The 25,693-nt window shown below is 66.6% G+C and carries 21 protein-coding genes; 3 read left to right on the top strand and 18 right to left on the bottom strand.

Features of this window, described 5'->3' with window-relative positions; genetic code table 11:
* Window positions 1–28 precede the first annotated feature (28 nt).
* The 7 genes from urtD to PCA10_RS25455 all read right to left on the bottom strand — a co-directional run bounded on the left by urtD (window position 29) and on the right by PCA10_RS25455 (window position 8,573).
* Window positions 29–889, bottom strand: a complete 861-nt coding sequence (urtD, locus tag PCA10_RS25485; protein WP_016494970.1) for an urea ABC transporter ATP-binding protein UrtD — start codon at window positions 887–889, stop codon at window positions 29–31.
* Complete coding sequence (urtC, locus tag PCA10_RS25480) at window positions 890–1,978, bottom strand: urea ABC transporter permease subunit UrtC (RefSeq protein WP_016494969.1); 1,089 nt, start codon at window positions 1,976–1,978, stop codon at window positions 890–892.
* Entirely contained in the window at window positions 1,978–3,546 is a 1,569-nt protein-coding gene (urtB, locus tag PCA10_RS25475) for an urea ABC transporter permease subunit UrtB (protein ID WP_016494968.1), read from the bottom strand. The genes urtC and urtB overlap by 1 nt, the downstream gene beginning before the upstream one ends.
* Window positions 3,547–3,728: 182 nt before the next feature.
* Window positions 3,729–4,994: an urea ABC transporter substrate-binding protein gene (gene urtA, locus PCA10_RS25470; protein WP_016494967.1), complete on the bottom strand. Its 1,266-nt coding sequence runs from the start codon at window positions 4,992–4,994 to the stop codon at window positions 3,729–3,731.
* 84 nt (window positions 4,995–5,078) lie between these two features.
* Window positions 5,079–5,795: a GntR family transcriptional regulator gene (locus PCA10_RS25465; RefSeq protein WP_016494966.1), complete on the bottom strand. Its 717-nt coding sequence runs from the start codon at window positions 5,793–5,795 to the stop codon at window positions 5,079–5,081.
* Window positions 5,796–5,799: 4 nt separating this feature from the next.
* Window positions 5,800–7,602 carry an allophanate hydrolase gene (atzF, locus tag PCA10_RS25460; protein ID WP_197539858.1) on the bottom strand — a complete coding sequence of 601 codons (1,803 nt, stop codon included), beginning with the start codon at window positions 7,600–7,602 and terminating at the stop codon, window positions 5,800–5,802.
* Between the two features lie 374 nt (window positions 7,603–7,976).
* The gene (locus PCA10_RS25455; protein ID WP_016494964.1) at window positions 7,977–8,573 is read right to left on the bottom strand and encodes a MarC family protein; all 597 of its coding nucleotides are present in this window, start codon (window positions 8,571–8,573) and stop codon (window positions 7,977–7,979) included.
* A gap of 141 nt (window positions 8,574–8,714) precedes the next feature.
* Between PCA10_RS25455 and PCA10_RS25450 the strand changes: the two genes are divergently transcribed.
* Window positions 8,715–8,984, top strand: a complete 270-nt coding sequence (locus PCA10_RS25450; RefSeq protein ID WP_016494963.1) for a ubiquitin family protein — start codon at window positions 8,715–8,717, stop codon at window positions 8,982–8,984.
* Between the two features lie 19 nt (window positions 8,985–9,003).
* Window positions 9,004–10,083 carry a WD40/YVTN/BNR-like repeat-containing protein gene (locus PCA10_RS25445; RefSeq protein ID WP_016494962.1) on the top strand — a complete coding sequence of 360 codons (1,080 nt, stop codon included), beginning with the start codon at window positions 9,004–9,006 and terminating at the stop codon, window positions 10,081–10,083.
* Window positions 10,084–10,175: 92 nt separating this feature from the next.
* On the opposite strand, the gene PCA10_RS25440 is transcribed toward PCA10_RS25445, so the two are convergent.
* The 7 genes from PCA10_RS25440 to prmA form a co-directional block, all read right to left on the bottom strand.
* Window positions 10,176–12,953 (bottom strand): hybrid sensor histidine kinase/response regulator, encoded by a 2,778-nt coding sequence (locus tag PCA10_RS25440; protein WP_041770448.1) that lies wholly within the window; start codon window positions 12,951–12,953, stop codon window positions 10,176–10,178.
* Between the two features lie 111 nt (window positions 12,954–13,064).
* Complete coding sequence (gene purD / locus PCA10_RS25435) at window positions 13,065–14,354, bottom strand: phosphoribosylamine--glycine ligase (RefSeq protein ID WP_016494960.1); 1,290 nt, start codon at window positions 14,352–14,354, stop codon at window positions 13,065–13,067.
* Between the two features lie 131 nt (window positions 14,355–14,485).
* The gene (gene purH / locus PCA10_RS25430) at window positions 14,486–16,093 is read right to left on the bottom strand and encodes a bifunctional phosphoribosylaminoimidazolecarboxamide formyltransferase/IMP cyclohydrolase (protein WP_016494959.1); all 1,608 of its coding nucleotides are present in this window, start codon (window positions 16,091–16,093) and stop codon (window positions 14,486–14,488) included.
* Between the two features lie 115 nt (window positions 16,094–16,208).
* Window positions 16,209–16,529 carry a DNA-binding transcriptional regulator Fis gene (gene fis / locus PCA10_RS25425; RefSeq protein ID WP_028630726.1) on the bottom strand — a complete coding sequence of 107 codons (321 nt, stop codon included), beginning with the start codon at window positions 16,527–16,529 and terminating at the stop codon, window positions 16,209–16,211.
* Complete coding sequence (dusB, locus tag PCA10_RS25420; RefSeq protein ID WP_016494957.1) at window positions 16,526–17,521, bottom strand: tRNA dihydrouridine synthase DusB; 996 nt, start codon at window positions 17,519–17,521, stop codon at window positions 16,526–16,528. Before dusB ends, fis begins: the two co-directional genes overlap by 4 nt.
* 179 nt (window positions 17,522–17,700) lie before the next feature.
* Window positions 17,701–19,068: a DUF3426 domain-containing protein gene (locus PCA10_RS25415; RefSeq protein ID WP_016494956.1), complete on the bottom strand. Its 1,368-nt coding sequence runs from the start codon at window positions 19,066–19,068 to the stop codon at window positions 17,701–17,703.
* A gap of 57 nt (window positions 19,069–19,125) precedes the next feature.
* A complete protein-coding gene (gene prmA, locus PCA10_RS25410; RefSeq protein ID WP_016494955.1) occupies window positions 19,126–20,004 on the bottom strand; it encodes a 50S ribosomal protein L11 methyltransferase in 879 nt (292 codons plus the stop codon).
* 272 nt (window positions 20,005–20,276) lie between these two features.
* On the opposite strand from prmA, the gene PCA10_RS25405 reads away from it, so the two are divergent.
* Window positions 20,277–21,395 carry a fimbrial protein gene (locus PCA10_RS25405; RefSeq protein WP_158491053.1) on the top strand — a complete coding sequence of 373 codons (1,119 nt, stop codon included), beginning with the start codon at window positions 20,277–20,279 and terminating at the stop codon, window positions 21,393–21,395.
* Window positions 21,396–21,464: 69 nt separating this feature from the next.
* Here the strand turns inward: PCA10_RS25405 and accC are convergent, their stop codons facing one another.
* The 4 genes from accC to PCA10_RS25385 all read right to left on the bottom strand — a co-directional run bounded on the left by accC (window position 21,465) and on the right by PCA10_RS25385 (window position 25,657).
* Complete coding sequence (accC, locus tag PCA10_RS25400; protein ID WP_016494953.1) at window positions 21,465–22,814, bottom strand: acetyl-CoA carboxylase biotin carboxylase subunit; 1,350 nt, start codon at window positions 22,812–22,814, stop codon at window positions 21,465–21,467.
* A gap of 17 nt (window positions 22,815–22,831) precedes the next feature.
* A complete protein-coding gene (gene accB, locus PCA10_RS25395) occupies window positions 22,832–23,293 on the bottom strand; it encodes an acetyl-CoA carboxylase biotin carboxyl carrier protein (protein WP_016494952.1) in 462 nt (153 codons plus the stop codon).
* 25 nt (window positions 23,294–23,318) lie between these two features.
* The gene (aroQ, locus tag PCA10_RS25390) at window positions 23,319–23,762 is read right to left on the bottom strand and encodes a type II 3-dehydroquinate dehydratase (RefSeq protein WP_016494951.1); all 444 of its coding nucleotides are present in this window, start codon (window positions 23,760–23,762) and stop codon (window positions 23,319–23,321) included.
* Window positions 23,763–23,884: 122 nt separating this feature from the next.
* Window positions 23,885–25,657, bottom strand: coding sequence for a protein-disulfide reductase DsbD (locus tag PCA10_RS25385; RefSeq protein WP_016494950.1), 1,773 nt, complete (start codon window positions 25,655–25,657; stop codon window positions 23,885–23,887).
* Window positions 25,658–25,693 lie beyond the last annotated feature (36 nt).

The raw sequence follows: 25,693 nt of genomic DNA, 5'->3' as shown, positions 1-25,693 counted from the left end.
CATCCACCCTACGGATTGGGTTGCCGATTCAGCGGCCGAGGTAGACCTCGATCACCTGCTCGTTGGCCTGCACGTCGGCCAGCGAACCCTCGGCCAGCACGTGGCCCTGGTGCAGCACGGTGACGTGGTCGGCGATGGAGCCGACGAAGCCCATGTCGTGCTCCACCACCATCAGCGAGTGCTGGCCCTTGAGCGCCTTGAACAGTTCGGCGGTGAACTCGGTTTCGGCGTCGGTCATGCCGGCCACCGGCTCGTCGAGCAACAGCAACTGCGGGTCCTGCATCAGCAGCATGCCGATCTCCAGGAACTGCTTCTGGCCGTGGGAGAGCAGGCCCGCCGGGCGATTGCGCGAGGCCTCCAGGCGGATCACCGCGAGCACTTCGTCGATGCGGTCCTTCTGTTCGCCGGAGAGCTTCGCGCGCAGGCTGGCCCACACCGACTTGTCGGTCTTCTGCGCCAGTTCGAGGTTCTCGAACACGCTGAGGGCCTCGAACACCGTGGGCTTCTGGAACTTGCGGCCGATGCCGGCCTGGGCGATTTCCACCTCGCTCATGCGGGTCAGGTCGAAGGTTTCGCCGAACCAGGCCTTGCCGGTGTCGGGGCGGGTCTTGCCGGTGATCACGTCCATCAGCGTGGTCTTGCCCGCGCCGTTGGGGCCGATGATGCAGCGCAGCTCGCCCACGCCTATGTAGAGGTTCAGCTCGCGCAGGGCCTTGAAGCCGTCGAAGCTGACGCTGATGTCTTCCAGGGTGAGGATGGTGCCGTGGCGCACGTCCAGGCCCTGGCCGGCGACGCGGCCGAGGCCCAGCGAGTCGCGGCCGCTGCCGGCATCGCGGTTGGGATCATAGGCGGGTTCGAGCATGAGTTCGGGTACCGGGGCTGCACGCATTTACTTGTCCCCCTTGTTCACCAGGCCGATCACGCCCTTGGGCAGGTACAGGGTGACCAGGATGAACAGGGCGCCGAGGAAGAACAGCCAGTACTCCGGGAAGGCCACGGTGAACCAGCTCTTCATGCCATTGACCAGGCCCGCGCCGAGCAGCGGGCCGATCAGCGAGCCACGCCCGCCGAGCGCCACCCACACGGCCGCCTCGATGGAGTTGGTGGGCGACATCTCGCTGGGGTTGATGATGCCCACCTGGGGCACGTAGAGGGCGCCGGCCAGGCCACAGAGCACCGCCGACAGCACCCAGATGAACAGCTTGTAGCCGCGCGGGTCGTAGCCGCAGAACATCAGGCGGTTCTCGGCGTCGCGCAGGGCGGTGAGTACCCGGCCGAACTTGCTCCGGGCCAGGCGCCAGCCCAGCAGCAGGCTGCCCACCAGCAGCGCCACGGTGGCGAGGAAGAGCACGGCGCGGGTGCCCGGCGCCGTGATGTCGAAGCCGAGGATGCGCTTGAAGTCGGTGAAGCCGTTGTTGCCGCCGAAGCCGGTCTCGTTGCGGAAGAACAGCAGCATGCCGGCGAAGGTCAGGGCCTGGGTCATGATCGAGAAGTACACGCCCTTGATCCGCGAGCGGAAGGCGAAGAAGCCGAACACCAGGGCCAGCAGACCGGGCGCCAGCACCACCAGGCACATCGCCCAGAGGAAGTGCTGGGTGCCGGCCCAGTACCAGGGTAGCTCGGTCCAGGCGAGGAAACTCATGAAGGCCGGCAGGCCGTCGCCGGCGGTCTGGCGCATCAGGTACATGCCCATGGCGTAGCCGCCGAGGGCGAAGAACAATCCGTGGCCGAGAGACAGCAGCCCCGCGTAGCCCCAGACCAGGTCCAGGGCCAGGGCGACGATGGCGTAGCAGAGGATCTTGCCCACCAGGGTCAGGGTGTAGGCCGAGACCTGCAGCGGATTGTCCGCCGGCAGCAGGTGCAGCAGCGGCAGGGCCAGCAGGAAGGCGAGCGCCACCAGGCCGATGGCCAGTGAGGCGCGTGGGCCGAGGGTGGCCGTGGCGCGGGCGAGCAGGGTCTGGTTGAGTGGTTGAGTCATCAGTCGATCACCCGTCCCTTGAGAGCGAAGAGGCCCTGGGGCCGCTTCTGGATGAAGAGGATGATCAGCGCCAGGATGAGGATCTTGCCCAGCACGGCGCCGATCGCAGGTTCCAGGATCTTGTTCGCCACGCCAAGGCCGAAGGCCGCCATGACGCTGCCGGCCAGTTGGCCGACGCCGCCCAGCACCACCACCAGGAACGAGTCGATGATGTAGCCCTGGCCGAGTTCCGGGCCGACGTTGCCGATCTGGCTCAGGGCCACGCCGCCGAGGCCGGCGATGCCCGAGCCGAGGCCGAAGGCGAGCATGTCCACGCGGCCGGTGGGCACGCCGCAGCAGGCGGCCATGTTGCGGTTCTGGGTGACGGCGCGGACGTTGAGGCCCAGGCGGGTCTTGTTCAGCAGCAGCCAGGTGAGGGCCACCACGAACAGGGCGAAGCCGATGATGACGATGCGGTTGTAGGGCAGCACCAGGTTGGGCAGCACCTGTATGCCGCCGGAGAGCCAGGCCGGGTTGGCCACTTCGACGTTCTGCGCGCCGAAGATCACCCGCACCAGCTGGATCAGGATCAGGCTGATGCCCCAGGTGGCCAGCAAGGTTTCCAGCGGCCGGCCGTAGAGGTGGCGGATCACCGTGCGTTCCAGGGCCATGCCCACCAGGGCGGTGACCAGGAAGGCCGCCGGCAGGGCCACCAGCGGGTAGAGGGCAAGCGCCTCCGGGGCCAGGCGCTGGAAGCCCAGTTGCACCATGTAGGTGGTGTAGGCGCCGAGCATCAGCATCTCGCCGTGGGCCATGTTGATCACCCCCAGCAGGCCGAAGGTGATGGCCAGGCCGAGGGCCGCCAGCAGCAGGATCGAGCCGAGGGACAGGCCGCTGAAGGCCTGGCCCAGCAGGTCGCCCACCAGCAGCCGGCGCTTGACCTGGGCCAGGCTGGTCTCGGCGGCGGTGCGTACCGCGGTGTCGGCTTCCACGCCCGGTTCGAGCAGGGCCTCCAGGCGGGTACGGGCCAGCGGGTCGCCGGTTTCGCCGAGCAGGCGCACGGCGTTCAGACGGATCGCCGGGTCCGGGTCAACCAGCTGCAGGTTGGCCAGGGCCAGGGAGAGGGCGTCGCGCACGCCGGCGTCTTCCTCGGCCGCCATGCGCTGGTTGAGCAGCGGCAATTGCGCAGGCTTGGCGCTCTTCTGCAGCTGGCGCGCCCCTTCCAGGCGGGCGGTGGGATCGGCGGCGAGCAACTGGTGGCTGGCCTGGGCGGTGTTCAGCAGGCCGCGCAGGCGGTTGTTCAGGCGCAGTTTCTTCGGCGCGCCGACAGGGGCGGCGTCACCTTCGGCGGCCTGGTAGGCGCCGTCCTGTTCGAGGTAGGCGAGCTTGGCGTCGATGGCGAAGCGGCCTTGCTGCAGGGCGTCCAGCAGCGGTTGGCGCGCGGCGTCGGGCTCGGCGGCCCAGCGTTCCAACAGCTTCGCCTGCTGCGCCGGGTTGGCGCCGGCGAAGTCGTTGGCGTCGCCGGCCAGTGCTTGCAGGGGAAGCAGCAGGGCCAGGGCGAGGAGGATTCGGTGGAGGACTTTCGGCATTGGGTGGTCCTGGTTCAGGGCAGGAGGAGGGGGCTGTGCCGGCTGACACCGCCCTCACCCCCGGCCCCTCTCCCATGGGGAGAGGGGTGACGTTGCGTCGGACACCGTGCTTCCCCGTGACTCCGAACGGTTCCCCTCTCGCTTCGGGAGAGGGGCTAGGGGTGAGGGTGTCCTCATTCGGCTCAGTTGCTCTTCACCGCGTAGTCCGGCTTCTTGTCGTTGCCGTCGATGAAGGGGCTCCAGGGCTGGGCGCGCAGCGGCCCTTCGGTCTGCCAGACCACAGAGAACTGACCGTCGTCCTGGATCTCGCCGATCATCACCGGCTTGTGCAGGTGGTGGTTGGTCTTGTCCATGGTCAGGGTGTAGCCGGACGGCGCGGCGAAGGTCTGGCCGGCCAGGGCTTCGCGGACCTTGTCCACATCGGTGGTGCCGGCCTTTTCCACGGCCTGGGCCCACATGTTGATGCCGACGTAGGTGGCTTCCATCGGGTCGTTGGTCACCGCGGTCTGGTAGTTGGGCAGGTTCTTGGCCTTGGCGTAGGCCTTCCACTGCTCGACGAACTTGCCATTGACCGGGTTATCCACCGACTCGAAGTAGTTCCAGGCGGCCAGGTGGCCCACCAGCGGCTTGGTGTCGATGCCGCGCAGTTCCTCTTCGCCCACCGAGAAGGCCACCACCGGCACGTCGGTGGCTTCCAGGCCCTGGTTGGCCAGTTCCTTGTAGAAGGGCACGTTGGAGTCGCCGTTGACGGTGGAGATCACCGCGGTCTTGCCGCCGGCGGAGAACTTCTTGATGTTGGCGACGATGGTCTGGTAGTCGCTGTGGCCGAAGGGGGTGTAGACCTCTTCGATGTCCTTGTCGGCGACGCCCTTGCTGTGCAGGAAGCTGCGCAGGATCTTGTTGGTGGTGCGCGGGTAGACGTAGTCGGTGCCCAGCAGGAAGAAGCGCTTGGCGCTGCCGCCGTCTTCGCTCATCAGGTATTCCACCGCCGGGATGGCCTGCTGGTTCGGCGCGGCGCCGGTGTAGAAGACGTTCGGCGAGAGTTCCTCACCCTCGTACTGCACCGGGTAGAAGAGCAGGCCGTTGAGTTCCTCGAACACCGGCAGCACGGACTTGCGCGACACCGAGGTCCAGCAGCCGAAGACTACGTCCACCTTGTCCTTGGTCAGCAGTTGGCGGGCCTTTTCGGCGAACAGCGGCCAGTTGGAGGCCGGGTCCACCACCACCGCTTCCAGTTGCTTGCCGTTGACCCCGCCCTTGGCGTTGATCTCGTCGATGGTCATCAGCGCCATGTCTTTGAGCGAGGTCTCGGAGATCGCCATGGTGCCGGAGAGGGAGTGCAGGATGCCGACCTTGATGGTCTCGGCCGCCTGGATCGTCCAGGACATGCCCATGGCGGCGATGGATGCGGAAAGGGTGAAGGCCTTGATCAGGCTGCGACGTTGCATGGGGCGGTCTCCATTCTCTCGAGTATTTGAAGTCACTGCGTTTATTGGTCTGTTGTCCGGGCAGTTTTCAAAGGGTCTTCCTCGTCACCCTTGGGCGGGCTGCGGTCTCTGCCGAGCGCTGTGCAACATGTGCAGGGTGATCTTGCGTACTTCGGCCTTGCTGGTTTCGATATGGGTCCTCAGCAATTGCTGTGCCTCTTCGCAGCGACGCTCGGCGATGGCCCGCAGAATCGCCCCGTGTTCGGCGTAGGTGGCATCGATGCGGGGGGCCTGGGTGAAGTCGAGGCGGCGGATGATGCGGATCTTTTCGCTGACTTCCCGGTGGATACGGGCCATCTCGCGATTGCCGGCGGCTTCCACCAGGTTGCAGTGAAAATCCTCGTCCAGTCGCGACACCTCGAAGCCGTCGTCCAGTTGCGGTTGCACTATCCAGGTGCGACTGAGCCGTTGCAGTGCTTCGGGTTGCTCCTCGGTGGGGCGCGTGCAGTGGCGCCGTACCGCCTCCAGTTCGAGGACGATGCGCAACTCGTAGAGCTCCTCGAAATGGTCGAAGTCGAAGGCCTTCACCTGCCAGCCGCTGCGAAACCGCACCTCCAGGTAGCCTTCGCGCTCCAGGCGGTGCAGGGCCTGGCGCACCGGCGTGCGGCTGGCGGCCATGCGTTCGGCCACGTCGCCTTCGCTGAAACGGTCGCCGGGCAGCAGGCGGAACTCGCAGATGTCGGCCTTGAGCCGGGCGTAGATGCGCCCGGCGAGGCTGTCGGGGCGTTCCTGGTGCGTACTGCGGGGGCTGGCGAGCTCCATGGCCTCAGCGCGCCTGGCTGGCAATGAAGGCGCGCCAGCCGCCGAAGCCGGTGATGTCGCGGGCGCCTTCCAGGGCATAGGGCTCGCAGATGAAGCCCTTAACCCAGCGGCCGTCTTCCAGTTGCAGGTTGCCGATGCCCAGCGGCGGCGGGATTTCCGCGACGAACTCGCCGAAGCGCGCCAGGGGAATATCCCAGAGCTCGACGATCAGCGGCGCGCCGCCCTGGCTGCGGGCCAGGCCCGGCTTGGGCGGCACCGTGCCGGGCAGGGCGAAGAGGCGGTAGTCGGCGGCGGTACGGGTTTGCTCCACCAGCACGGCGTTGCGCTGGGTGAGCTGGAAATTCAGCGGCATGCCGGTGAGGTGTGCGCCCACCACCGCGACCCGCACGCAGCCGGGCGCTTGCGCGGCGCTTGCCTGGGGCGGCAGGGCGCGGCCGGTGGCGCCCAGGGGCAGGTCGAGGGCGGCCTGCCAGCGCTTGCCGAATTCGGCGAGGGCGGCGTCGTGCCAGGCCGGGGCGAGCAGGGTGATGCCTGCCGGCAGCCCGTCGGCGCGCAAGCCGGCAGGCAGGGCCAGGGCGCTGAGGTCGGCGAAGTTGGTGAAGTTGGTGTAGGTGCCGAACTGGGCGTTGTAGCGCACCGGCTCCTCGGCCATTTCGGCGATGCGGCGGATGGTGGGGGAGGTGGGCACCACCAGGGCGTCGAAGGGCGCGAGGGCGTCGTTGATGCGTCGCGCCAGTTCGGCGCGCAGGTACTCGGCGCGGTAGGCGTCGCAGGCGCTGTAGTCCGGGCCCTTGGCCAGGATGCCGCGCACCACCGGGTCCATGGTCTCGGGCTGGTCGCTGAAGATGGCGCCGGCGGCCACCGTGCGCTCGGCCACCCAGGGGCCCTGGTAGAGCTGCTCGGCCAGTTGGCGGAAGGGGCTGAAGTCGATCGGGGTGATCTCGGCGCCGAGGCCGCGCAGGCGTTCCAGGGCCGCTTCGAACACGGCTCGGGTCTGCTCGTCGCCGAAGAATTCCAGTACGTCCGGCACCGCCAGCTTCGCTGCGGCGGGCAGGCCCACCGGCGCGCTGTTGGGGTTCTGTCGGGAGTAGGGATCGCGGGCATCGAAGCCGCCACTGATGCGCGCCACGGCCTCGGCATCGGCCACGGTCAGGGCGAACACCGAGATGCAGTCGATGGTGCGGCAGGCCGGCACCAGGCCGGTGTTGGGCAGCCAGCCCTTGGTGGGTTTCAGCCCGACTATGTTGTTGAACCCGGCCGGTACGCGTCCGGAGCCGGCGGTGTCGGTGCCGAGGGCGAAGGGCACCAGCCCACGGGCGACCACGCTGGCGGAGCCGGAGCTGGAGCCGCCGCTGACATAGGCCGGGTCGAAGGCGTTGGCGACCGCGCCATAGGGCGAGCGTGTGCCCACCAGGCCGGTGGCGAACTGGTCGAGGTTGGTCTTGCCGATGAGGATGGCGCCGGCTGCGCGCAAGCGGGCGACTACCGTGGCGTCCTCGCTGGCCGCGTAGGCGAAGGCCGGGCAGGCGGCGGTGGTGGTCCAGCCGGCGGCGTCGATGTTGTCCTTGATGGCGAAGGGCACGCCGTACAGCGGCAGGCGCTCCCGATTGCCTTCGACGGAGGCCAGCAGGGCGGCGAGTTCGCCGAGCTGGTCGTCCAGCTGCTGGGCGCTGGCCAGGGCAATCCAGGCGTTGTCGTCAACGCTCAGGCGCTGGCGCAGGGCGTGCAGCAGGTCGGCGGGTTGCAGCTGGTCGCGGTAGGCCTGTTGCCAGTCGGCCAGGGTGAAGGCGGTAAGGGCGTCGGACATGCTCTGGAGTTCCATCTTGTATCCAAGTTGGAATTCCCTTGAGCAAGGGCGGTGCCAGGTCCGGGAAAGGCCCATGGTTGCTGGTGTGGGGAGTGTGTATTGGCGTTTGCGTTGCACTGCGCTGGGGCGCGGGAAGGCGCAAGGGTCATCGGCTGGTGCAATTCTACGGTCCTGGTGCAATTCGTAGGATGTGGTTGAGCGCAGCGATACCCATCAGCCAGGGTCCGCATGGGTTTCGTACCTCAACCCATCCTACGGGTACTGCGCTGGGACACATGGTCGCGGGACGGTTGTAGGTTGGTGCAGAGCGGAGCGAAGCCCAACATCGATCGTTGGGCTTCGCAGGCTCAGCGCCAACCTACGCTGAGCAGCCCTCAGAGCACCAGGTAGTTCTTCACCCCGGTGAAGATGATCTGCGCGGCCAGGGCGCAGACGAACAGGCCCATGAGGCGGCTGACGATCTGCAGGCCCTGTTCGCCGAGGATGCGTTCGATGCGGTCGGAGAGGTAGAGGATCACGCCCACGGTGGCGGCGGCGATGGCGATGGCCAGCAGGGCGGTGAGCTTGTCGTTCCAGTGCACATGCCCCGCGCCCATCACCAGCATGGCGCCGATGGTGCCCGGGCCGACGGTGAGCGGGATGGTCAGCGGGACGATGGTGACGTCCTGCTGCACGTTGTCCGCCTGTACCGCCGACTTGCCCTGGGCCATCCCCAGGGCGGAGATGAACAGCACGGTGCCGGCGCCGATGCGGAAGGCGTCGATGGTGATGCCGAAGATATTGAAGATGGACTGGCCGAACAGGTAGAGCAGGGCGCTGGCCACCAGGGTGCCGAAGGCGACTTTCCAGGCGAGCTTCTTGCGCTCCTTCACCGTGTAGCCACGGGTGAGGGTGATGAAGCAGGAGAGCACGAAGAAGGGGCTGTAGAGCACCAGCATCTTCAGGTACAGGCTGGAAAGGCTTTCGAGCATCGGGGGCATCCGTTCGTGACTGCGAGGGCCGCCCATCAGTGTAGAAGGCCGCCCCACCATTGGGCGCACAACTATAACCGGCCCACCCCGGTCGGCTATACCTTTCCCCACCGGGTCGTTTCGTCGCGCAGGGAGCCCTCGATGGCGCACATCAGCTTCACCCCCAACCTGCAGCGTCACCTCGATGTCCCCGAGCTGGACGTTGCGGCGGCTTCCGTGGCCGAGGCGCTGGACGCCGCCTTCGCCAGCAATCCACGCCTGCGCGGTTACCTGCTCGATGACCAGGGTCGCCTGCGCCGGCATGTGGCGGTCTTCGTCGATGCCCGGCAGGTGGACGACCGTCGCCGCCTCAGCGATCCGGTGGGGCCTTCCAGCGAGATTTTCGTGGTCCAGGCGCTGTCCGGCGGCTGAGCCGGCAAGGAGAACGATTGTGAGCCGACGCATCCATGTGGCGACCCGCAAGGGCCTGCTGCGGTTCGAGCCCAGCGGAGGCGGCTGGCACCTGGCGCGCCAGGATTTCCTCGGCGAGCCGGTGAGCATGCTGCTGGCCGACCCTCGCGACGGCCACCTCTACGCCGCCCTGCACCTGGGCCACTTTGGCCCCAAGCTGTGGCGCTCGGCGGATGCCGGGGCCAGCTGGGAGGAGATCCCCGCGCCGGCCTTCCCGCCGGTGGCGGAGGGGGAAGAGGGGCCGTCCGTGGAAATGATCTGGTGCCTGGAGCCGGGCGGCGCCGACCAGCCCGGCACCCTCTGGGCCGGCACCATTTCCGGCGGGTTGTTCCGCTCCCGCGACCGGGGTGATTCCTGGCAACTGGTGGACAGCCTCTGGCAACGCCCGGAGCGGGCCAACTGGCTCGGCGGTGGCTACGACCAGCCGGGCATCCACTCCATCTGCGTCGACCCCCGCGACAGCCGCCGCCTGACCCTGGCGGTGTCCTGCGGCGGGGTCTGGCACAGCGAGGACGAGGGCGCCAGCTGGAACCACCGCACCCACGGCATGTACGCCGCCTACATGCCGCCGGAGCGCGCCGAGGAGCCGGACATCCAGGACCCGCACCGCATGGTGGCCTGCCCGGCGGACCCGGAGCGGCTCTGGGTGCAGCACCACAATGGCATCTTCGTCAGCGCCGACCGTGGGCTGAACTGGCGGGAGATTCCCCGGGCCGGGCCGTCCACCTTCGGCTTCGCGGTGGCGGTGCATCCGACCGATCCCGACTGCGCCTGGTTCGTCCCGGCGGTGAAGGATGAGTGCCGCGTGCCCGCCGACCAGCGCCTGCGGGTCACCCGTACCCGCGATGGCGGCCAGAGTTTCGATGTGCTGGAGCGAGGCCTGCCGCAGCAACTCTGCTACGACCTGGTGTACCGCCACGGGCTGGATGTGGACGGCAGCGGCCAGTACCTGGTGATGGGCTCCACCACCGGGCACCTGTGGGTATCCGAGGATGCGGGGGACAGCTGGGAGCTGGTGGCCGGGAACCTGCCGCCGATCTTTGCGGTGAGGTTCGGGTAAGAGACGGATCGTGGGGGAGGACTGCGTCCTCCTTGGCGAATGAATTCGCCCCTACAAGTTGGCCCAACCTGCGGGGATTCGATTGACGGCGATCAGCTGTGCATCGCGTGCTGCTCGCGCAGTTCCTTCTCGGCCACCCAGTATTCGATCAGCTCGCGCAGCTGCGAGAGTTCCACCGGCTTGGCCATGTGGCCGTCCATGCCGGCGAGGCGGGCGCGTTCCTTGTGCTCGCTGAGTATGTGGGCGGTGAGGGCCACCACCGGGGTGCGCGGGCGCTGCTCCAGGGTTTCCCAGTGGCGCAGCATCTCGGTGGCGGTGAAACCGTCGAGCACGGGCATCTCGCAGTCCATCAGCACCAGGTCGTAGTGCTGGTTCTTCATGGCGCTGAGGGCTTCCTCGCCGTTGCTGGCGGTGTCGGGCTCGAGGTTGAGCTTGCTCAGCATGCCGCGGATGACCTTGGTGGAGATGCTGTTGTCCTCGGCCACCAGGATGCGGAAGTCGCCGGGCACATGGAGCGGCTCGCTGACCTGGGAACCCGGCAGGGAGATGGCGCCGCCGGTCTTGCGCTGGTTCAGCTCGTCCGCCAGGGTGGTCTTGAGGGTGTAGCCGGCCACCGGCTTGGCGAGGATGCGCTTGATGCCGGCGTTGCGCGCGATGATCTTGCTCGGCGCGTTGCTGATGCCGGTGAGCATGATGATCAGGATGTCGTGATTGAGGCTGGGGTCTTCCTTGATCTTCGCCGCCAGCTGCATGCCGGTCATGCCGGGCATGTCCTGGTCCAGCAGGACCACGTCGAAGTACTCGCGCAGGTGCGCCTTGGTACGCAGCAGGGCCAGGGCCTCCTTGCCGGACGGCACGGCGCTGACCTGCAGGCCCCAGGCGCTGCATTGCTGGACCAGCACCTTGCGGCAGGTGTCGTTGTCGTCCACCACCAGCAGGCGCGCGTCTTCCAGTGGGCTGTCGAGGTCGGCCGAAGGGCGCAGCAGGTGCTGGCTGTCCAGCGGCAGGACCAGCCACAGCGTGCTGCCTTGGCCGGTGCCGCTCTGGATGCCGAACTCGCCGTTCATCAGACGCACCAGTTGGCGGGCGATGACCAGGCCCAGGCGGCCTCCCAGCTTGGAGGCGGCGAGGAAGTCGCTGCTGGAGAGTTCGGCGTTGAGCAGGGCATCGCGCTCGCCGGCGTCCAGCGGACGGCCGCTGTCCTGCACGGCGATGCGCAGGCGTGGCTGGCTGCCGCTGTTGTCCAGCGCCACCACCAGGAGGATCTCGCCTTCGTCGGTCTGCTTGAAGGCATTGTCCAGCAGGCTGAGGAGGATCTGCCGCAGGCGCGTCGGGTCACCGCCGATCACCCGCGGCACCTGGGGTTGCATGAAGCTGATGAGCTCGACCCGCTGCTGCTCGGCCTTGGCGCGGAAGATGTCGAGGCAGTCGTCGATCAGGGCGTTGAGGTCGAACTGCACGTCGTCCAGTTCGATCTGCCCGGATTCCAGCTTGGAGATGTCGAGGATCTCGTTGATCAGGGTGAGCAGTTCGTTGCCGGAGCTGTGGATGGTCTGCACGTAGTCGCGCTGCTTGGCCGACAGCGGGGTGCCCAGGAGCAGCTCGGTCATGCCCAGCACGCCGTTCATCGGGGTGCGGATCTCGTGGCTGATCTTGGCCAGGAACTCACCCTTGGCCTTGAGTTCGGCGGAGCTGGCGGCGAGCGCGCGGCTGGCGCTGAAGACTTCGTTCTGGATGCGCCGCTGGCGCTCGCTCAGGGCCATGCTGAGGAACACGCCGCTGACGGTGGAGATCACCAGCAGGTTGTAGGCCAGCCAGTCGGACTGCAGGTGCCAGTAGCCGAACAGCGCCGGCAGGGCAGCGAGTATGGCGAGGCAGAACACCCCCAGGCCAAGGCTGAACAGCCGCGCCGGGCGGTAGCCCTGGCGCCAGTGGTGGACGGCGACAGTGAGCATGCTGAGGCTGGCGATGGCGGCCAGCACGTAGACCAGCTGGTTGAACTGCAGCTCGGTGACGATCAGCAGCAGGATGGCGGTCAGGCCGATCAAGCCGATTTCCACCTGCAGCAGGCCGCTCAGCGCGGTGCGCGGGCAGACCTTGTGGAAGAAGCTGAGGGTGAAGGCCAGGGCGCAGGCCATGGCCATCAGCATGGCGAGGTTGGCGATCTGCGGCTGCGCGCTCTGCCAGTCGCCGAGCCAGGGCGAGCTGATGCCCAGCAGGCTGATGCCGGTGAGGATCAGGCAGCTCTGCGCGGCGGCGAGCCAGAGGCAGACCACGGAGCGCGAATAGGCGTAGCGCGCCAGGTTGTAGTAGACCAGCATGCCCAGGCCACCGAGCAACAGGCCGAAGAGCAGCGGCCGGGTGTCGTCGGCGGCCATCAGCGCGGAGGATTGCAGGGTCACGGTCGGACGCAGGGCGTGTTCCGACGACATGCGCAGGTAGACATCCAGGGTTTCCGGCTGCGCGGGCAGCGGCAGCAGGAAGTCGCGGCTGGGCAGCGGGCGCTCGCTGTAGGGCAGGCGGCTGCCGGTGCGGGTGTGGGCCACCAGCTCATCGCCCTTCAGGACGTAGAGGTCGAGGTAGGCCAGGTAGGGGGCGAAGACCCGCAGCAGCTGTTCGTGCTGGCTCGGCTCCAGGCGGAAGTGCAGCCAGAGGGCGCTGGTGCCGCCGGGGGTGTAGAGCTGGTCGAGGTTGACCGGGGTGAACTGGGAGAGGGCCTGCTGGGTGCGGACATCCTGCAGCTGCAGGTTGGCGCTGGGATCGAGCAACATGCTCCATTGCCGCTCCTCGGCCGCCTGTGCGGGCAGCAGATAGAGCAGGGCCAGTAGCAGACTGGCGATCAATCCTGTGGCAATCCTGAGCCGAGGCAAGGTCGAGGTCCCTTCGTGGGTGAGTGGCCGGATTATAGACAAGCCCCTCCTGTCCGGAATATGACCAAGGCGGACACTTGTCCGCCCCGATCAGTACCTTTTACACGATTTTCACTCTTCGCCGCGCTCGCGGGCAATGGCACGGTAGCCGATGTCCTTGCGATAGAAGCAGCCGTTCCAGCGGATCTTTTCCGCCAGGCGGTAGGCCTGCTGCTGGGCGTCGGACACGCTGGCGCCAATGGCGGTGGCGCAGAGCACGCGGCCGCCGGCGGTGACGATCTGGCCGTCCTTCTGCGCGGTACCGGCGTGGAACACCTTGCCGTCGAGGGCGGCGGCGTCGGCCAGGCCTTCGATGACGTCCCCCTTGGCGTAGTCGCCCGGGTAGCCGCCGGCGGCCAGCACCACACCCACGGTGGGGCGCGGGTCCCAGGTGGCTTCGACTTTGTCGAGGGCCTTGGCCAGGGCGGCTTCCACCAGCAGGACCAGGGAGCTTTCCAGGCGCACCATGATGGGCTGGGTTTCCGGGTCGCCAAAGCGGCAGTTGAACTCGATGACCTTGGGCGCGCCGCTCTTGTCGATCATCAGGCCGGCATAGAGGAAGCCGGTGTAGACGTTGCCTTCCTCAGCCATGCCGCGCACGGTCGGGTAGATGACTTCGTCCATCACCCGCTGGTGCACCTGGGGCGTGACCACCGGAGCCGGGGAGTAGGCACCCATACCGCCGGTGTTGGGGCCGGTGTCGGCGTCGCCAACGCGCTTGTGGTCCTGGCTGGTGGCCATGGGCAGCACGTTCTGGCCGTCGACCATGACGATGAAGCTGGCTTCCTCGCCGTCGAGGAACTCCTCGATCACCACGCGCGAACCGGCGTCACCGAAGGCGTTGCCGGCGAGCATGTCGCGTACGGCGTCCTCGGCTTCAGCCAGGGTCATGGCGACGATCACGCCCTTGCCCGCGGCCAGGCCGTCGGCCTTGATCACGATGGGAGCGCCTTTTTCGCGCAGGTAGGCCAGGGCCGGCTCCACCTCGGTGAAGTTCTGGTAGTCGGCGGTGGGGATCTGGTGCCGGGCCAGGAAGTCCTTGGTGAAGGCCTTGGAGCCTTCCAGCTGGGCGGCGCCGGCGGTGGGGCCGAAGATATCCAGGCCGCGCGAGCGGAACAGGTCCACCACGCCTTTCACCAGCGGCGCTTCGGGGCCGACGATGGTCAGCTGGACGTTCTTCGCGGCGAAGTCGGCCAGTTGCTCCAGGGCCAGCACGTCGATGGCGACGTTCTCGCACTTGGCTTCGGTAGCGGTGCCGGCGTTACCCGGGGCGACGAAGACCTTCGCCACGCGCGGGTCCTGGGCCACCTTCCAGGCCAGGGCGTGTTCGCGACCGCCGCTGCCGATGATGAGTACGTTCATGGGACTCTCCTGATCTGTTCCGTTCGGGGACGGATCGTTGGGTATCGCTGCGCTCAACCCAACCTACGAAATACGTGCGACCCCATGTCGAGGTCGCGATCGGGCCGCCGATGGCGGCCCGAGTGCGGCACTTAGTGGCGGAAGTGGCGCATGCCGGTGAACACCATCGCGATCCCGGCTTCGTCGGCGGCGGCGATCACTTCGTTGTCACGCATGGAACCACCCGGCTGGATCACCGCGGTGATGCCGTTGGCAGCGGCGTTGTCGATGCCGTCGCGGAACGGGAAGAAGGCATCGGAAGCCATGACCGCGCCCTTCACCTCGAGGCCGGCATGCTCGGCCTTGATGGCGGCGATGCGGGCGGAGTTGACGCGGCTCATCTGGCCGGCGCCGACGCCGACGGTCTGGCGGTTCTTGGCGTAGACGATGGCGTTGGACTTGACGAACTTGGCCACTTTCCAGGCGAAGATCAGGTCGTGGATTTCCTGCTCGCTCGGGGCGCGCTGGGTGACGATCTTCAGGTCGGAGGCTTCGATCATGCCGATGTCGCGGCTCTGCACCAGCAGGCCACCGTTGACGCGCTTGAAGTCCCAGCCCGGGGCGCGGACGGCCGGCCACTCGCCGCATTCCAGCAGGCGCACGTTGGCTTTGGCGGCAACCACTTCACGGGCGGCGGCGGAGATTTTCGGGGCGATGATCACTTCGACGAACTGGCGCTCGACGATGGCCTTGGCGGTTTCACCGTCCAGCTCGCGGTTGAAGGCGATAATGCCGCCGAACGCGGATTCGGTGTCGGTGGCATAGGCCAGGTCGTAGGCCTTGCGGATGCCGCCTTCGTTCTCGGGCACCACGGCCACGCCGCAGGGGTTGGCGTGCTTGACGATGACGCAGGCCGGCTTGACGAAGCTCTTCACGCATTCCAGGGCGGCGTCGGTGTCGGCCACGTTGTTGAAGGACAGTTCCTTGCCCTGCAGCTGGATGGCGGTGGACACGCTGGCCTCGCCCTTCTTCGCTTCCACGTAGAAGGCCGCGCTCTGGTGCGGGTTCTCGCCGTAGCGCATTTCCTGAGCCTTGACGAACTGGCTGTTGAAGGTGCGCGGGAAGGCGCCGCGGCCTTCGGTGGAGAGGGTGTCGCGGGCCTGGTCGATGGTGCCCAGGTAGTTGGCGATCATGCCGTCGTAGGTGGAGGTGTGCTCGAACGCCTTGAGGGCCAGGTCGAAACGCATGGCGTAGGTCAGGCCGCCGGCCTTGAGGCCTTCGAGGATGCCGGCGTAGTCGCTGGCGTTGACCACGATGGCGACGTCCTTGTGGTTCTTCGCGGCGCTGCGAACCATGGTCGGGCCGCCGATGTCGATGTTCTCGATGGCGGTGGGCAGGTCGCAGTCAGGCTTGGCGACGGTGGCTTCGAAGGGGTAGAGGTTGACCGCGACCAGGTCGATCGGCTTGATGCCGTGCTGCTCCATCACCGCGCCATCGAGGTCGCGACGGCCGAGGATGCCGCCGTGGATCTTCGGGTGCAGGGTCTTCACGCGGCCGTCCATCATTTCCGGGAAGCCGGTGTAGTCGGCGACTTCAACGGCCTTGATGGCGTTGTCCGTGAGCAGCTTGTAGGTGCCGCCGGTGGAGAGGATCTCCACGCCGAGGGCAGCCAGTTCACGGGCGAACTCGACGATGCCGGTCTTGTCAGAAACGCTGATCAGGGCGCGGCGAACGGGGAGGCGGGTGGTCTGGTCGGTCATTTCGGAACCATTCGAGTGGGAAAGGGGATTAGCGGGAAGGCCTGAAACTGCAAACCGGAAGCTTGATGGTCGGGGGCGTTCCCGCTTCAGGCTTCCGGCTTCGGCTTCCTGCCCTTCAAAGCAGGTCGTATTGCTTGAGCTTCTTGCGCAGCGTGCCCCGGTTGAGGCCGAGCATTTCCGAAGCCTTGGTCTGGTTACCCTTGACGTAGTTCATCACGGATTCCAGCAGCGGCGCTTCCACTTCGGAAAGCACCAGGTTGTACACGTCCGTGACGGCGGCGCCCTCAAGATGGGCGAAATAGTTGTGCAGTGCCTTCTCGACGCTGCCGCGCAGGGTCTGACCCTCTGCGGTGGGTGCCGTCAGGTGCTGTTTCAGGTTGGCGTTGTCGCTCACGGGTGTTGCCCCATCAAAAAAATTCTCGGTCATCGTCGTCATGCGGCCTTTTCCCCTTCGTTATGACGCTCGGCAAAGAACTCCCGAACGTTGGCGCACTGCGCGTCCGTGGACTCCAAACGATTGAACTTGGCGCGAAACTCCCTGGCGCCCGGCAGGGTTGCGAGATACCAGCCGACATGCTTGCGGGCGATGCGAACGCCCATCTCCTCGCCATAGAAGGCGTGCAATGCGGCCAGGTGCTCCAGCAGTATCTGTTCCACTTCGATCAAGCCCGGCGCCGGCAATAGCTCGCCGGTCGCCAGGTAATGCGCGATCTCGCGGAAGATCCAGGGTCGCCCCTGGGCCGCTCGACCGATCAGCAGGGCATCGACACCGGTGGCGTCGAGGACCTGCCTGGCTTTTTCTGGCGATGTGATATCGCCATTGGCGAATACCGGGATCGACACCGCCTGCTTGATCGCCGCGATGGTGTCGTACTCGGCTTCGCCGGTGTAAAGGTCGGCTCGGGTCCGGCCATGCACGGCCAGGGCCTGGATACCGGCCTGTTCTGCGATCTTCGCCACAGTGATGCCGTTCCTGTTCGATCGGTCCCAGCCGGTCCGGATCTTCAGGGTCACGGGTACGTCCACGGCCTTGACCACGGCCTCGAGGATATCGGCCACCAGGGCCTCGTCCTTCATCAGCGCCGAGCCGGCCGCCTTGTTGCACACCTTCTTCGCCGGGCAGCCCATGTTGATGTCGATGATCTGTGCACCGAGATCGACGTTGGCCCTGGCCGCTTCCGCCAGCATCGCGGGATCACCACCGGCTATCTGGACGGAGCGGGGCTCCGGATCCCCCTCGTGGAGCAGGCGCAACCGCGACTTGCGGCTGTTCCACAGCCGTACGTCGCTGGTGACCATCTCCGAGACCACCATGCCGGCGCCGAGGCGGCGGCACAGCTGGCGGAACGGCTGGTCGGTCACACCCGCCATGGGGGCGAGTATCACCTGATTGGGCAAGGCATAAGGGCCAATGCATACCGCCGACATAGGTCTTCCCTGTTGTGGGGCCTGTTCTATCGAGTGCTGGGGGAGTTCGAAAAAGGGTGGGCATGATACCCGCTCTCGATGACCGGATAAAGGCTGTTTTGAACAAATTCTGAACAGCCCTACGCTTATCGCCGGGAGTTAGCGATGGCCTGGAAGCGCCGGATTCCGGCGCTTGCGGCTTATTCGGGGGAGTGGAAGCTGAGGCTGTAGTTCACGGCCTTGGTGCCCGGGTCGAGGATGTCCAGGCTGATGTGGATGGGGGTCTGCGGAGGCATTTCCGCCTGTCCGGCCAGCTCGCCGGAGAGGTACTCGCCCGGCTTGAAGCGGCGACTGGCCAGCAGTTGGCCATTGATGTCGGCGAAGCGCAGTTCCAGCAGCGGGAACGGCTGGGCGAAGGCGGCGCGGTTGTAGAGGATCGCGTCCACCACCAGGGCGCCGGAGAACTCGGGATGGCTGCGCACCACCAGGTTGCTGCTCTTGATCAGCTCGATGTCCACCTTGGAGGGCAGCTTGCAGCCGATTTCCGGGCAAATCTGCTGGAACCAGGGGCGGTACTGGTCCTGCCGGGCCAGTTCGTTGAAGTGGTACCAGACGTACTGGGTGCCCAGGGCGATGATGGCGATCAGGTTCAGCAGCAACCAGCCGATCCAGCGGCCCCAGGGGCGCCGGGATTCCTGCCAGTCCAGTTGCAGCGGCTCGTCGTTGAGGTTGAGCAGGCCGTCGTCGCGCAGGCCGGGTTCGCTGCGCTGGTGGACCTGCTGGCGCACCGGTTCGGCGGTGTGCGGCGGGTCCAGGTCGTCAGGCTCGTCGTCCAGGTCGTCGCGCTCGTCGTCGCGGGCCGGGCCAAGGCTGAAGTCGGGGCCGGGCTCGTCTTCCACCAGGTCCATGGACAGGCTGGGTTCGGTGCGCGGCGCAGGCTCTGTGTCGGGCCCTTGCGCCGGGGCCTGCAGCTCGGGTTCGGCGCGCAGGTCGAAGTCGGCTTCTGGTTCAGGCTCCGGTTCGGCTGTCAGCTCCGCCTCGGCAATCAGGGGCGACTTGCGCTCCTCGGCCTCCAGCAGGGCTTCGGCCCAGCCTTCGTCATGGCGCGGCGTGGCCTGGGGCTCGCCGCGCGTCGGCGCGTTGGGGCCGAGCAGGTCGCGGGACAGGCGCTGTTCTTCCTGTTCCAGCTTGGCCAGCTCTTCGTCCAGGTCGAGGCTGTCGAGGTCCAGGTCGTCGTGGATCCACAGGGTGTCGCCGCTCGGCTTGACCGGAGTGGCTGTCGGCTGGAGCGGCGCCGCATGCGGCTGCGGCTGCCGAAGCACGGCGGCGACGCTGGGCATCGGGGCGGCCGGTGCCTGGGGCGCCGCCGGCGCGGGGGCCTTGGCCTTGGTGGCGGGGGGTGGCGCCAGCGTGGCCTCGCCCTTGGCCGCCAGCAGCTGTTGCGCCGCATTGAACACATGCAGACAGGCGCCGCAGCGCACGGCGCCATGGGCCACGGCCAGTTGAGCGCGGCTGACGCGGAAACTGGTCTGGCAATGGGGGCACTGGGTGACGAAGCTGTCGGTCATGCGGCGATCCGGTCGAAACGAAAGGCTATTTTACTCGATACGCGGGGTTGCGGCGCTTCAGCGGCGCAGACCGCTGATGCGCACCCAGCCGTCCTTCTCCGCCGTGGGGTCGAGGTCGAAGGCGTCGGTATAGGCGGCGCGCACCTCATCGGCCTGTTCGGCGAGGATGCCGGACAGCGCCAGGCGCCCGCCCGGCGCCACCAGGCTGGTGATCTGCGGGGCCAGGGACACCAGCGGGCCGGCGAGGATATTGGCCACCACCACTTCGGCCTGCTTGGCCGGCAGGTCGGCGGGCAGGTACACCGGGAAGCGCTGCGGGTCGATGCCGTTGCGCATGGCGTTGTCGCGGGAGGCTTCCAGGGCCTGGGGATCGATATCGGTGCCCACCGCCTGGCGCGCGCCCAGCAGCAGGGCGGCGATGGCGAGGATGCCCGAGCCGCAGCCGAAGTCCAGCACTTCGCAGCCGTCCAGCGCCTGGCCGTCGAGCCATTCCAGGCACAGGGCGGTGGTCGGGTGGGTGCCGGTGCCGAAGGCCAGGCCCGGGTCCAGCAGCAGGTTCACCGCATCCGGCTCGGGGGCTTCGTGCCAGCTCGGCACGATCCACAGGCGGCGGCCGAAGCGCATGGGCTGGAAGTTGTCCATCCAGCTGCGCTCCCAGTCCTGGTCTTCGATGCGCTCGATCTGGTGCGTCGGCAGCTCGCCGCCGGTGAGCAGCTGCAGGTGCGCCACCAGGCTGGCTTCGTCGGTATCGGCCTCGAACAGGGCGAGCAGGTGGGTGTGGGTCCACAGCGGCGTGGTGCCCAGGTCCGGCTCGAAGATTGGCTGGTCCTCGGCATCCATGAAGGTCACGGAGACGGCGCCCACTTCCAGCAGGGCGTCTTCATAGGTTTCCGCCTGATCCGGGGTGATGGCGAGACGAACTTGTAACCAGGGCATGGGGGAACCTCGAAAACGCGCGAAAGATGGCCCTTGCGGGGGCGGCAAGCTTACTTGAGGCGTGCAGGCCACGCCAGCCGGGCGCTCTGAGTGGTTCGGATGGGCGTTTCGCGAAATAAGTAAGGTGGATGAAGGAAAAATCCCACAATTGCTTGCTCTCGGGCCGATATTAGCCACTTTTCTGGATGGATAGAGTTCACCCCTACCTGTTCGGCTTGTTTTTACATCAGTAAGTGCGCCGACTTTCTATTCCAATTCACGAAATGAATCCTATGACCTTGCATGCATCTACACAGTCTCTCAGGCCGCTTTCGAGTCCGCGCTGGTTGCGTCATGGCCGCACGTTGCTGGCGTTGGTCGCCCTGGGCGGCATCAGCCAGTGGGCCCAGGCGGCCGTTGGCAGCTGTACCTACTCACTGGTTTCGAACCGGCAGGTTCCGGGGGTGCGGCCCAGCATCAACGCGAATCCGGGCGATGTGATCTTTAGTAATGAATACACGGTGCGGCTCAGCTATTCCTATGCCCTCCCGGCAACCCAGAATGACTACGTGGAAGTTGGTGTCGGCTGGAACAACGCAGCGGCGCCGGAACCGGTCCACTTCACGCTGCCGACGGGGGTCCCGGGGCTGGGCGTGCGCCGCCGGCATCCTGGCGGCATCGTCCAGGGCAACCATGGTCACCCCAGTACTTGGACGGGAGTACGGGTACCGGTTAGCTCGGAGCCGGGCCAGCAGAGTTTCGAGTGGACCTTTTCCACCGAGTTCGTGCTGACCGACCCCAGCGCCTACAGGGCGACTGGTCGGATCACGGTCCCGGCCAGCGCCGCTGTCATGGCCTTTGGCTCCGGCCGCGCTCCCCGGGGCTGCAATGGCAGCGCGATCACCGGTGGCAGCCTGGACTCCTATTTGACGAACTATTCGATTGGAGCCGGCGTTATTTCCACCCCGCCACCGCCCTTGGTGGCTACCTGTCGCGTGAGTGCCAGCTCTCGTTCGCTCTCCGTACCGCTGGCTTCGCTGACCTTCCCAACAGCGGTCGGCGAGGTGTCTTCCCAGGGCGTACCCATTTCCCTGCAGCTGGAAAACTGCGTCAACGGCGCGGCGCCGCGAATCAACTTCACCGACAGCGTGACTCCGGCCAACAGCAGCACCAACTTGAGCATCAAGAGTCGCAGCAACGTCGCCACCCGGGGCGCCATCCGCTTGCGCGATGGCAGCGGCCAGGACGTGACCTTCGGCCCTGAAGCCAACAACATCGTCGCCCGTAGCGTGCCGGTCAGTGACACCACCCGGCGCCTGGACCTGACCGCGCACCTGGCGAGACGTGGCGCCGGGCTTATCGAGCCCGGGGAATTCGAGGCGGCGGCCACCTTCGTGCTGGTCTATCCCTGAGTCAATGCGTCCACAATGAAAAAGGGCTGCCAAGTGGCAGCCCTTTTTCGTGGCGCGGTGGCACTGGTATCAGTGCTTGTCCATGCCGAGTTTCTTTTCCAGGTAGTGGATGTTGATCCCACCCTTGCAGAAACCCTTGTCGCGAGTGAGGTCGCGGTGCAGCGGGATGTTGGTCTTGATCCCGTCGACCACTATCTCGTCCAGGGCGTTGCGCATGCGCGCCATGGCCTCGTCGCGGCTGTTGCCGTAGGTGATCAGCTTGCCGATCAGCGAGTCGTAGTTCGGCGGAACCGAGTAACCGCTGTACAGGTGGGAGTCGACGCGAACGCCGTTGCCACCCGGGGCGTGGAAGTAGGTCACCTTGCCGGGGCAGGGCATGAAGTTGTCCGGGTCCTCGGCGTTGATCCGGCATTCCAGCGCATGGCCACGGATGACCACGTCTTCCTGCTTGAACGACAGCTTGTTGCCGGCGGCGATGCTGAGCATTTCCTTGACGATGTCGATACCGGTGACCATTTCGGTAACCGGGTGCTCCACCTGCACGCGAGTGTTCATCTCGATGAAGTAGAAGCGACCGTTCTCGTAGAGGAACTCGAAAGTGCCGGCGCCGCGGTAGCCGATCTCGATGCAGGCCTGGACGCAGCGGGCCAGCACTTCTTCACGGGCCTTCTCGTCGATGCCGGGGGCTGGGGCTTCTTCCAGGACCTTCTGGTGACGGCGCTGCAGGGAGCAGTCGCGGTCGCCGAGGTGGACGGCGTTGCCCTGGCCGTCGGACAGTACCTGCACTTCCACGTGGCGCGGGTTGGTGAGGAACTTCTCCAGGTAGACCATGGAGTTGCCGAAGGCCGCGCCCGCTTCGGTGCGGGTCAGCTTGGCCGACTTGATCAGGTCTTCGGCGCTGTGCACCACGCGCATGCCGCGACCACCACCGCCACCGGCGGCCTTGATGATCACCGGGTAGCCGACTTCCTCGGCAATCGCCAGGGCGGTCTGCTCGTCTTCCGGCAGCGGGCCGTCGGAGCCCGGTACGGTCGGCACGCCGGAGCGCTTCATGGCGTCCTTGGCCGATACCTTGTCGCCCATCAGGCGAATGGTGTCGGCTTTCGGGCCGATGAAGGCGAAACCGGAGTTCTCCACCTGTTCGGCGAAGTCGGCGTTCTCGGCGAGGAAGCCGTAGCCCGGGTGGATCGCCGTGGCGCCCGTGACTTCGGCGGCGCTGATGATCGCCGGGATATTCAGGTAGGACTGGGCAGCAGGTGCCGGGCCGATGCAGACGGTCTCGTCGGCCAGGGACAGGTGCATCAGTTCACGGTCGGCCGTGGAGTGCACCGCCACCGTCTTGATGCCCAGCTCCTTGCAGGCGCGCAGGATGCGCAGGGCGATCTCGCCACGGTTGGCGATCAGGACTTTTTCCAACATCGCAGGCTCTCCGCGGTTCAGACGATGGTGAACAGCGGCTGGTCGTATTCCACCGGCTGACCGTTTTCCACCAGGATGGATTCGATCACGCCGCTGGTTTCGGCCTCGATGTGGTTCATCATTTTCATGGCTTCAACGATGCACAGGATGTCGCCTTTCTTCACGCTCTGGCCGACTTCGGCGAAGTTGGCCGAGGTGGGCGAGGCGGCACGGTAGAAGGTGCCGACCATCGGGGAGCGGACGACGCTGCCGTTGAGTTTCGGTGCTGCCGGGGCGGCGGCTTCGGCGGCTACCGGAGCGGCTGCGGCAACGGGGGCGGCCACCGGAGCGGGGGCTGCGGCATAGATCGGCTGGCCGGCAAAGGCCTTGTTGCTGTGACGGCTGATACGCACGGACTCTTCGCCCTCGCGGATCTCCAGTTCGTCGATACCGGATTCTTCCAGCAGTTCGATCAGTTTCTTGACTTTACGGATATCCATTAATCAGCAACTCCCAAGGGTGAGGTCAGGGGCGTTCAAGGTGTTCTAGCGCCGCGTCCAGGGCCAGGCGGTAGCCGGTGGCACCCAGACCGCAGATCACTCCCACGGCAACGTCGGAAAAGTAGGAGTGATGGCGGAAAGGTTCTCGTTTGTGCACGTTGGACAGGTGCACTTCGATGAATGGGATGCTCACTGCGAGCAATGCGTCACGTAGGGCGACACTTGTATGCGTGAAAGCGGCAGGATTGATGATGATGAAGTCCACTCCTTCACCACGGGCCGCATGAATCCGGTCGATCAGTTCGTACTCGGCGTTGCTTTGCAGGTACAGCAGATGGTGGCCGGCTGCGCGGGCGCGGCGCTCCAGGTCCTGGTTGATCTCGGCCAGGGTGGTGGCCCCGTATTTGTCGGGTTCGCGGGTGCCCAGCAGATTGAGGTTGGGGCCGTGCAGGACGAGCAGGGTGGCCATGCTGTTTGTTCCTTATTGGAGGCCAGGCGGCACTATGCCGGATAGCCGGAAAGACTGTCCAGTTGCCAACAATAGTCGACAAGATGCCCGGTGTTTGCGGCGAATATATGACGATCCATGGTTCAGCGCGATGCGTTCGCCTGGTGCAGACGGGCGGCGAAGGCCTTGGCATCGATTTCACCTACGACACGCAGATCGGCCAATTCGTCACCCGTGCCGTCGAAGAACAGGATGGCGGGCGGGCCGAACAGCTTGAAGCGGTCGAGCAACGCGCGTTGTTCCTCGTTGCTTTCGGTCATGTCGAAGCGGATCAGGCGGTAGCCGCCCAGCTGCGCGCTAACCTCCGGGGCGGTAAGGACTTCTCGCTCGATCACCTTGCAACTAATGCACCAGTCGGCATACCAGTCCAGCAGCAGGGGCTGGCCAGAGCCTTTGGCTTCGGCGAGGACGTTGCTGAGTTCCGCCGAGGTCTTGATGGTCTGCCACTCCCCGCTGGCCGGCGCGACGGACGGTGCACCAGCGAAGTGCGTGCGGCCCAGGGGGCGTAGCGGGTCGGACTCGCCCTTGAGGGAGCCGGTCCAGGCGGCCACCGCATACACCAGCAGCACCAGGCCGGCCAGTTGCGCGAGACGCTCGCGGGGCGCCTTGGGGGTGAATTCCAGGGCGCCGAGGAACAGCGCCACGCCACCGGCCAGCAGGCCCCAGAGGGCCAGGGCCAGCGGGCCGGGCAGGACCCGTTCGAGCATCCACACCGCCACCGCCAGCAGCAGCACGCCGAAGGCATTGCGCACCGCGACCATCCATTGGCCCGCCTTGGGCAGCAGCGCGCCGCCACCGGTGGCGAAGAGCACCAGGGGCGCGCCCATGCCGAGGCCAAGGGCGAAGAGTTTCAGGCCGCCCCCCAGGGCGTCGCCGCTTGCACTGATATAGAGCAGGGCGCCGGCCAGGGGCGCCGAGACGCAGGGCGAGACCAGCAGGCTGGAGACCACGCCGAGCAATGCTGCGCCCCAGAGCGAACCGCCCTTGGTGCTGCCGGCCAGGGTATCCAGCGGGCCGCTGATGAAGCGTGGCAGGCGCAACTCATACAGGCCGAACATGGCCAGGGCGAAGACCGTGAAGAACGCGGCGAAGGGCACCAGAACCCAGGGGGATTGCAGCCGCGCCTGGAGGTTGAGTTCCGCACCGAACACGCCCATCAGCGCGCCCAGCAGGGCGAAGCAGGCGGCCATCGGCAGCACATAGGCCAGCGACAACGCCAGGCCACGGCCACCGCCCGCCTGGCCGCGCAGGACCACGCCGGAAAGGATCGGCAGCATCGGCAACACGCAGGGGGTGAAGGTCAGGCCCAGGCCGGCGAGGAAGAACAGCGCCAGTTCGTGCCAGCCCCAGCCCTTGCCGGCGGCGCTGCCGATATCGCCCGTGCCGCTGCCGGCGGCGTCGGAGAGTTGCAGCACCTCGGTTTCCGGCGGGTAGCACAGGCCCTTGTCGGCGCAGCCCTGGTAGGTCACCCGCAGCGCGGTGGGCGCGGGGCGTGCCGGGTCCAGCGGCAGGACGATGTCGGTTACGCCGTAGTACACCTCGACATCGCCGAAGAATTCGTCGGTCTTGTGCTTGCCGGCCGGCAGCACCGGCTGGCCCAGGCCGCTGTCGGCGGGTTCGGCGTGGAACTGGAAACGATGGCGGTAGAGGTAGTAGCCCTCGGCGTTGGTGAAACGCAGCTTCACCGACTCTGGCGTGCTGTCCACCAGGCTGAGGCGGAAGGCCTCGCGCACCGGCAGGAAGTCGCCGCTGTTGTTCAGGGGGGCACCCAGGGTCGAGCTTGGGCGGTTGTCCAGCAACCCTGCGGCGGCGGGCAGGGCCACCAGTAGCAGGATCAGGCTCAGCAAACGGCGCATGGAGGTCTCTTGGGCGGAAAATGCCCGCATCATAAC

It is taken from the genome of Pseudomonas resinovorans NBRC 106553 (genome assembly GCF_000412695.1).
Classification (GTDB): domain Bacteria; phylum Pseudomonadota; class Gammaproteobacteria; order Pseudomonadales; family Pseudomonadaceae; genus Metapseudomonas; species Metapseudomonas resinovorans_A.
Note: the sequence above shows the minus strand (reverse complement) of the source record. Positions and strands in the feature narration are given on the sequence as shown.

Bases quoted from the DNA above. Each gene is read 5' to 3' on its own strand.
- urtD (WP_016494970.1), bottom strand. From the start codon at position 889: ATGCGTGCAGCCCCGGTACCCGAACTCATGCTCGAACCCGCCTATGAT.
- urtC (WP_016494969.1), bottom strand. From the start codon at position 1,978: ATGACTCAACCACTCAACCAGACCCTGCTCGCCCGCGCCACGGCCACC.
- urtB (WP_016494968.1), bottom strand. From the start codon at position 3,546: ATGCCGAAAGTCCTCCACCGAATCCTCCTCGCCCTGGCCCTGCTGCTT.
- urtA (WP_016494967.1), bottom strand. From the start codon at position 4,994: ATGCAACGTCGCAGCCTGATCAAGGCCTTCACCCTTTCCGCATCCATC.
- PCA10_RS25465 (WP_016494966.1), bottom strand. From the start codon at position 5,795: ATGGAGCTCGCCAGCCCCCGCAGTACGCACCAGGAACGCCCCGACAGC.
- atzF (WP_197539858.1), bottom strand. From the start codon at position 7,602: ATGTCCGACGCCCTTACCGCCTTCACCCTGGCCGACTGGCAACAGGCC.
- PCA10_RS25455 (WP_016494964.1), bottom strand. From the start codon at position 8,573: ATGCTCGAAAGCCTTTCCAGCCTGTACCTGAAGATGCTGGTGCTCTAC.
- PCA10_RS25450 (WP_016494963.1), top strand. From the start codon at position 8,715: ATGGCGCACATCAGCTTCACCCCCAACCTGCAGCGTCACCTCGATGTC.
- purD (WP_016494960.1), bottom strand. From the start codon at position 14,354: ATGAACGTACTCATCATCGGCAGCGGCGGTCGCGAACACGCCCTGGCC.
- purH (WP_016494959.1), bottom strand. From the start codon at position 16,093: ATGACCGACCAGACCACCCGCCTCCCCGTTCGCCGCGCCCTGATCAGC.
- fis (WP_028630726.1), bottom strand. From the start codon at position 16,529: ATGACGACGATGACCGAGAATTTTTTTGATGGGGCAACACCCGTGAGC.
- dusB (WP_016494957.1), bottom strand. From the start codon at position 17,521: ATGTCGGCGGTATGCATTGGCCCTTATGCCTTGCCCAATCAGGTGATA.
- PCA10_RS25415 (WP_016494956.1), bottom strand. From the start codon at position 19,068: ATGACCGACAGCTTCGTCACCCAGTGCCCCCATTGCCAGACCAGTTTC.
- prmA (WP_016494955.1), bottom strand. From the start codon at position 20,004: ATGCCCTGGTTACAAGTTCGTCTCGCCATCACCCCGGATCAGGCGGAA.
- PCA10_RS25405 (WP_158491053.1), top strand. From the start codon at position 20,277: ATGACCTTGCATGCATCTACACAGTCTCTCAGGCCGCTTTCGAGTCCG.
- accC (WP_016494953.1), bottom strand. From the start codon at position 22,814: ATGTTGGAAAAAGTCCTGATCGCCAACCGTGGCGAGATCGCCCTGCGC.
- accB (WP_016494952.1), bottom strand. From the start codon at position 23,293: ATGGATATCCGTAAAGTCAAGAAACTGATCGAACTGCTGGAAGAATCC.
- aroQ (WP_016494951.1), bottom strand. From the start codon at position 23,762: ATGGCCACCCTGCTCGTCCTGCACGGCCCCAACCTCAATCTGCTGGGC.
- PCA10_RS25385 (WP_016494950.1), bottom strand. From the start codon at position 25,657: ATGCGCCGTTTGCTGAGCCTGATCCTGCTACTGGTGGCCCTGCCCGCC.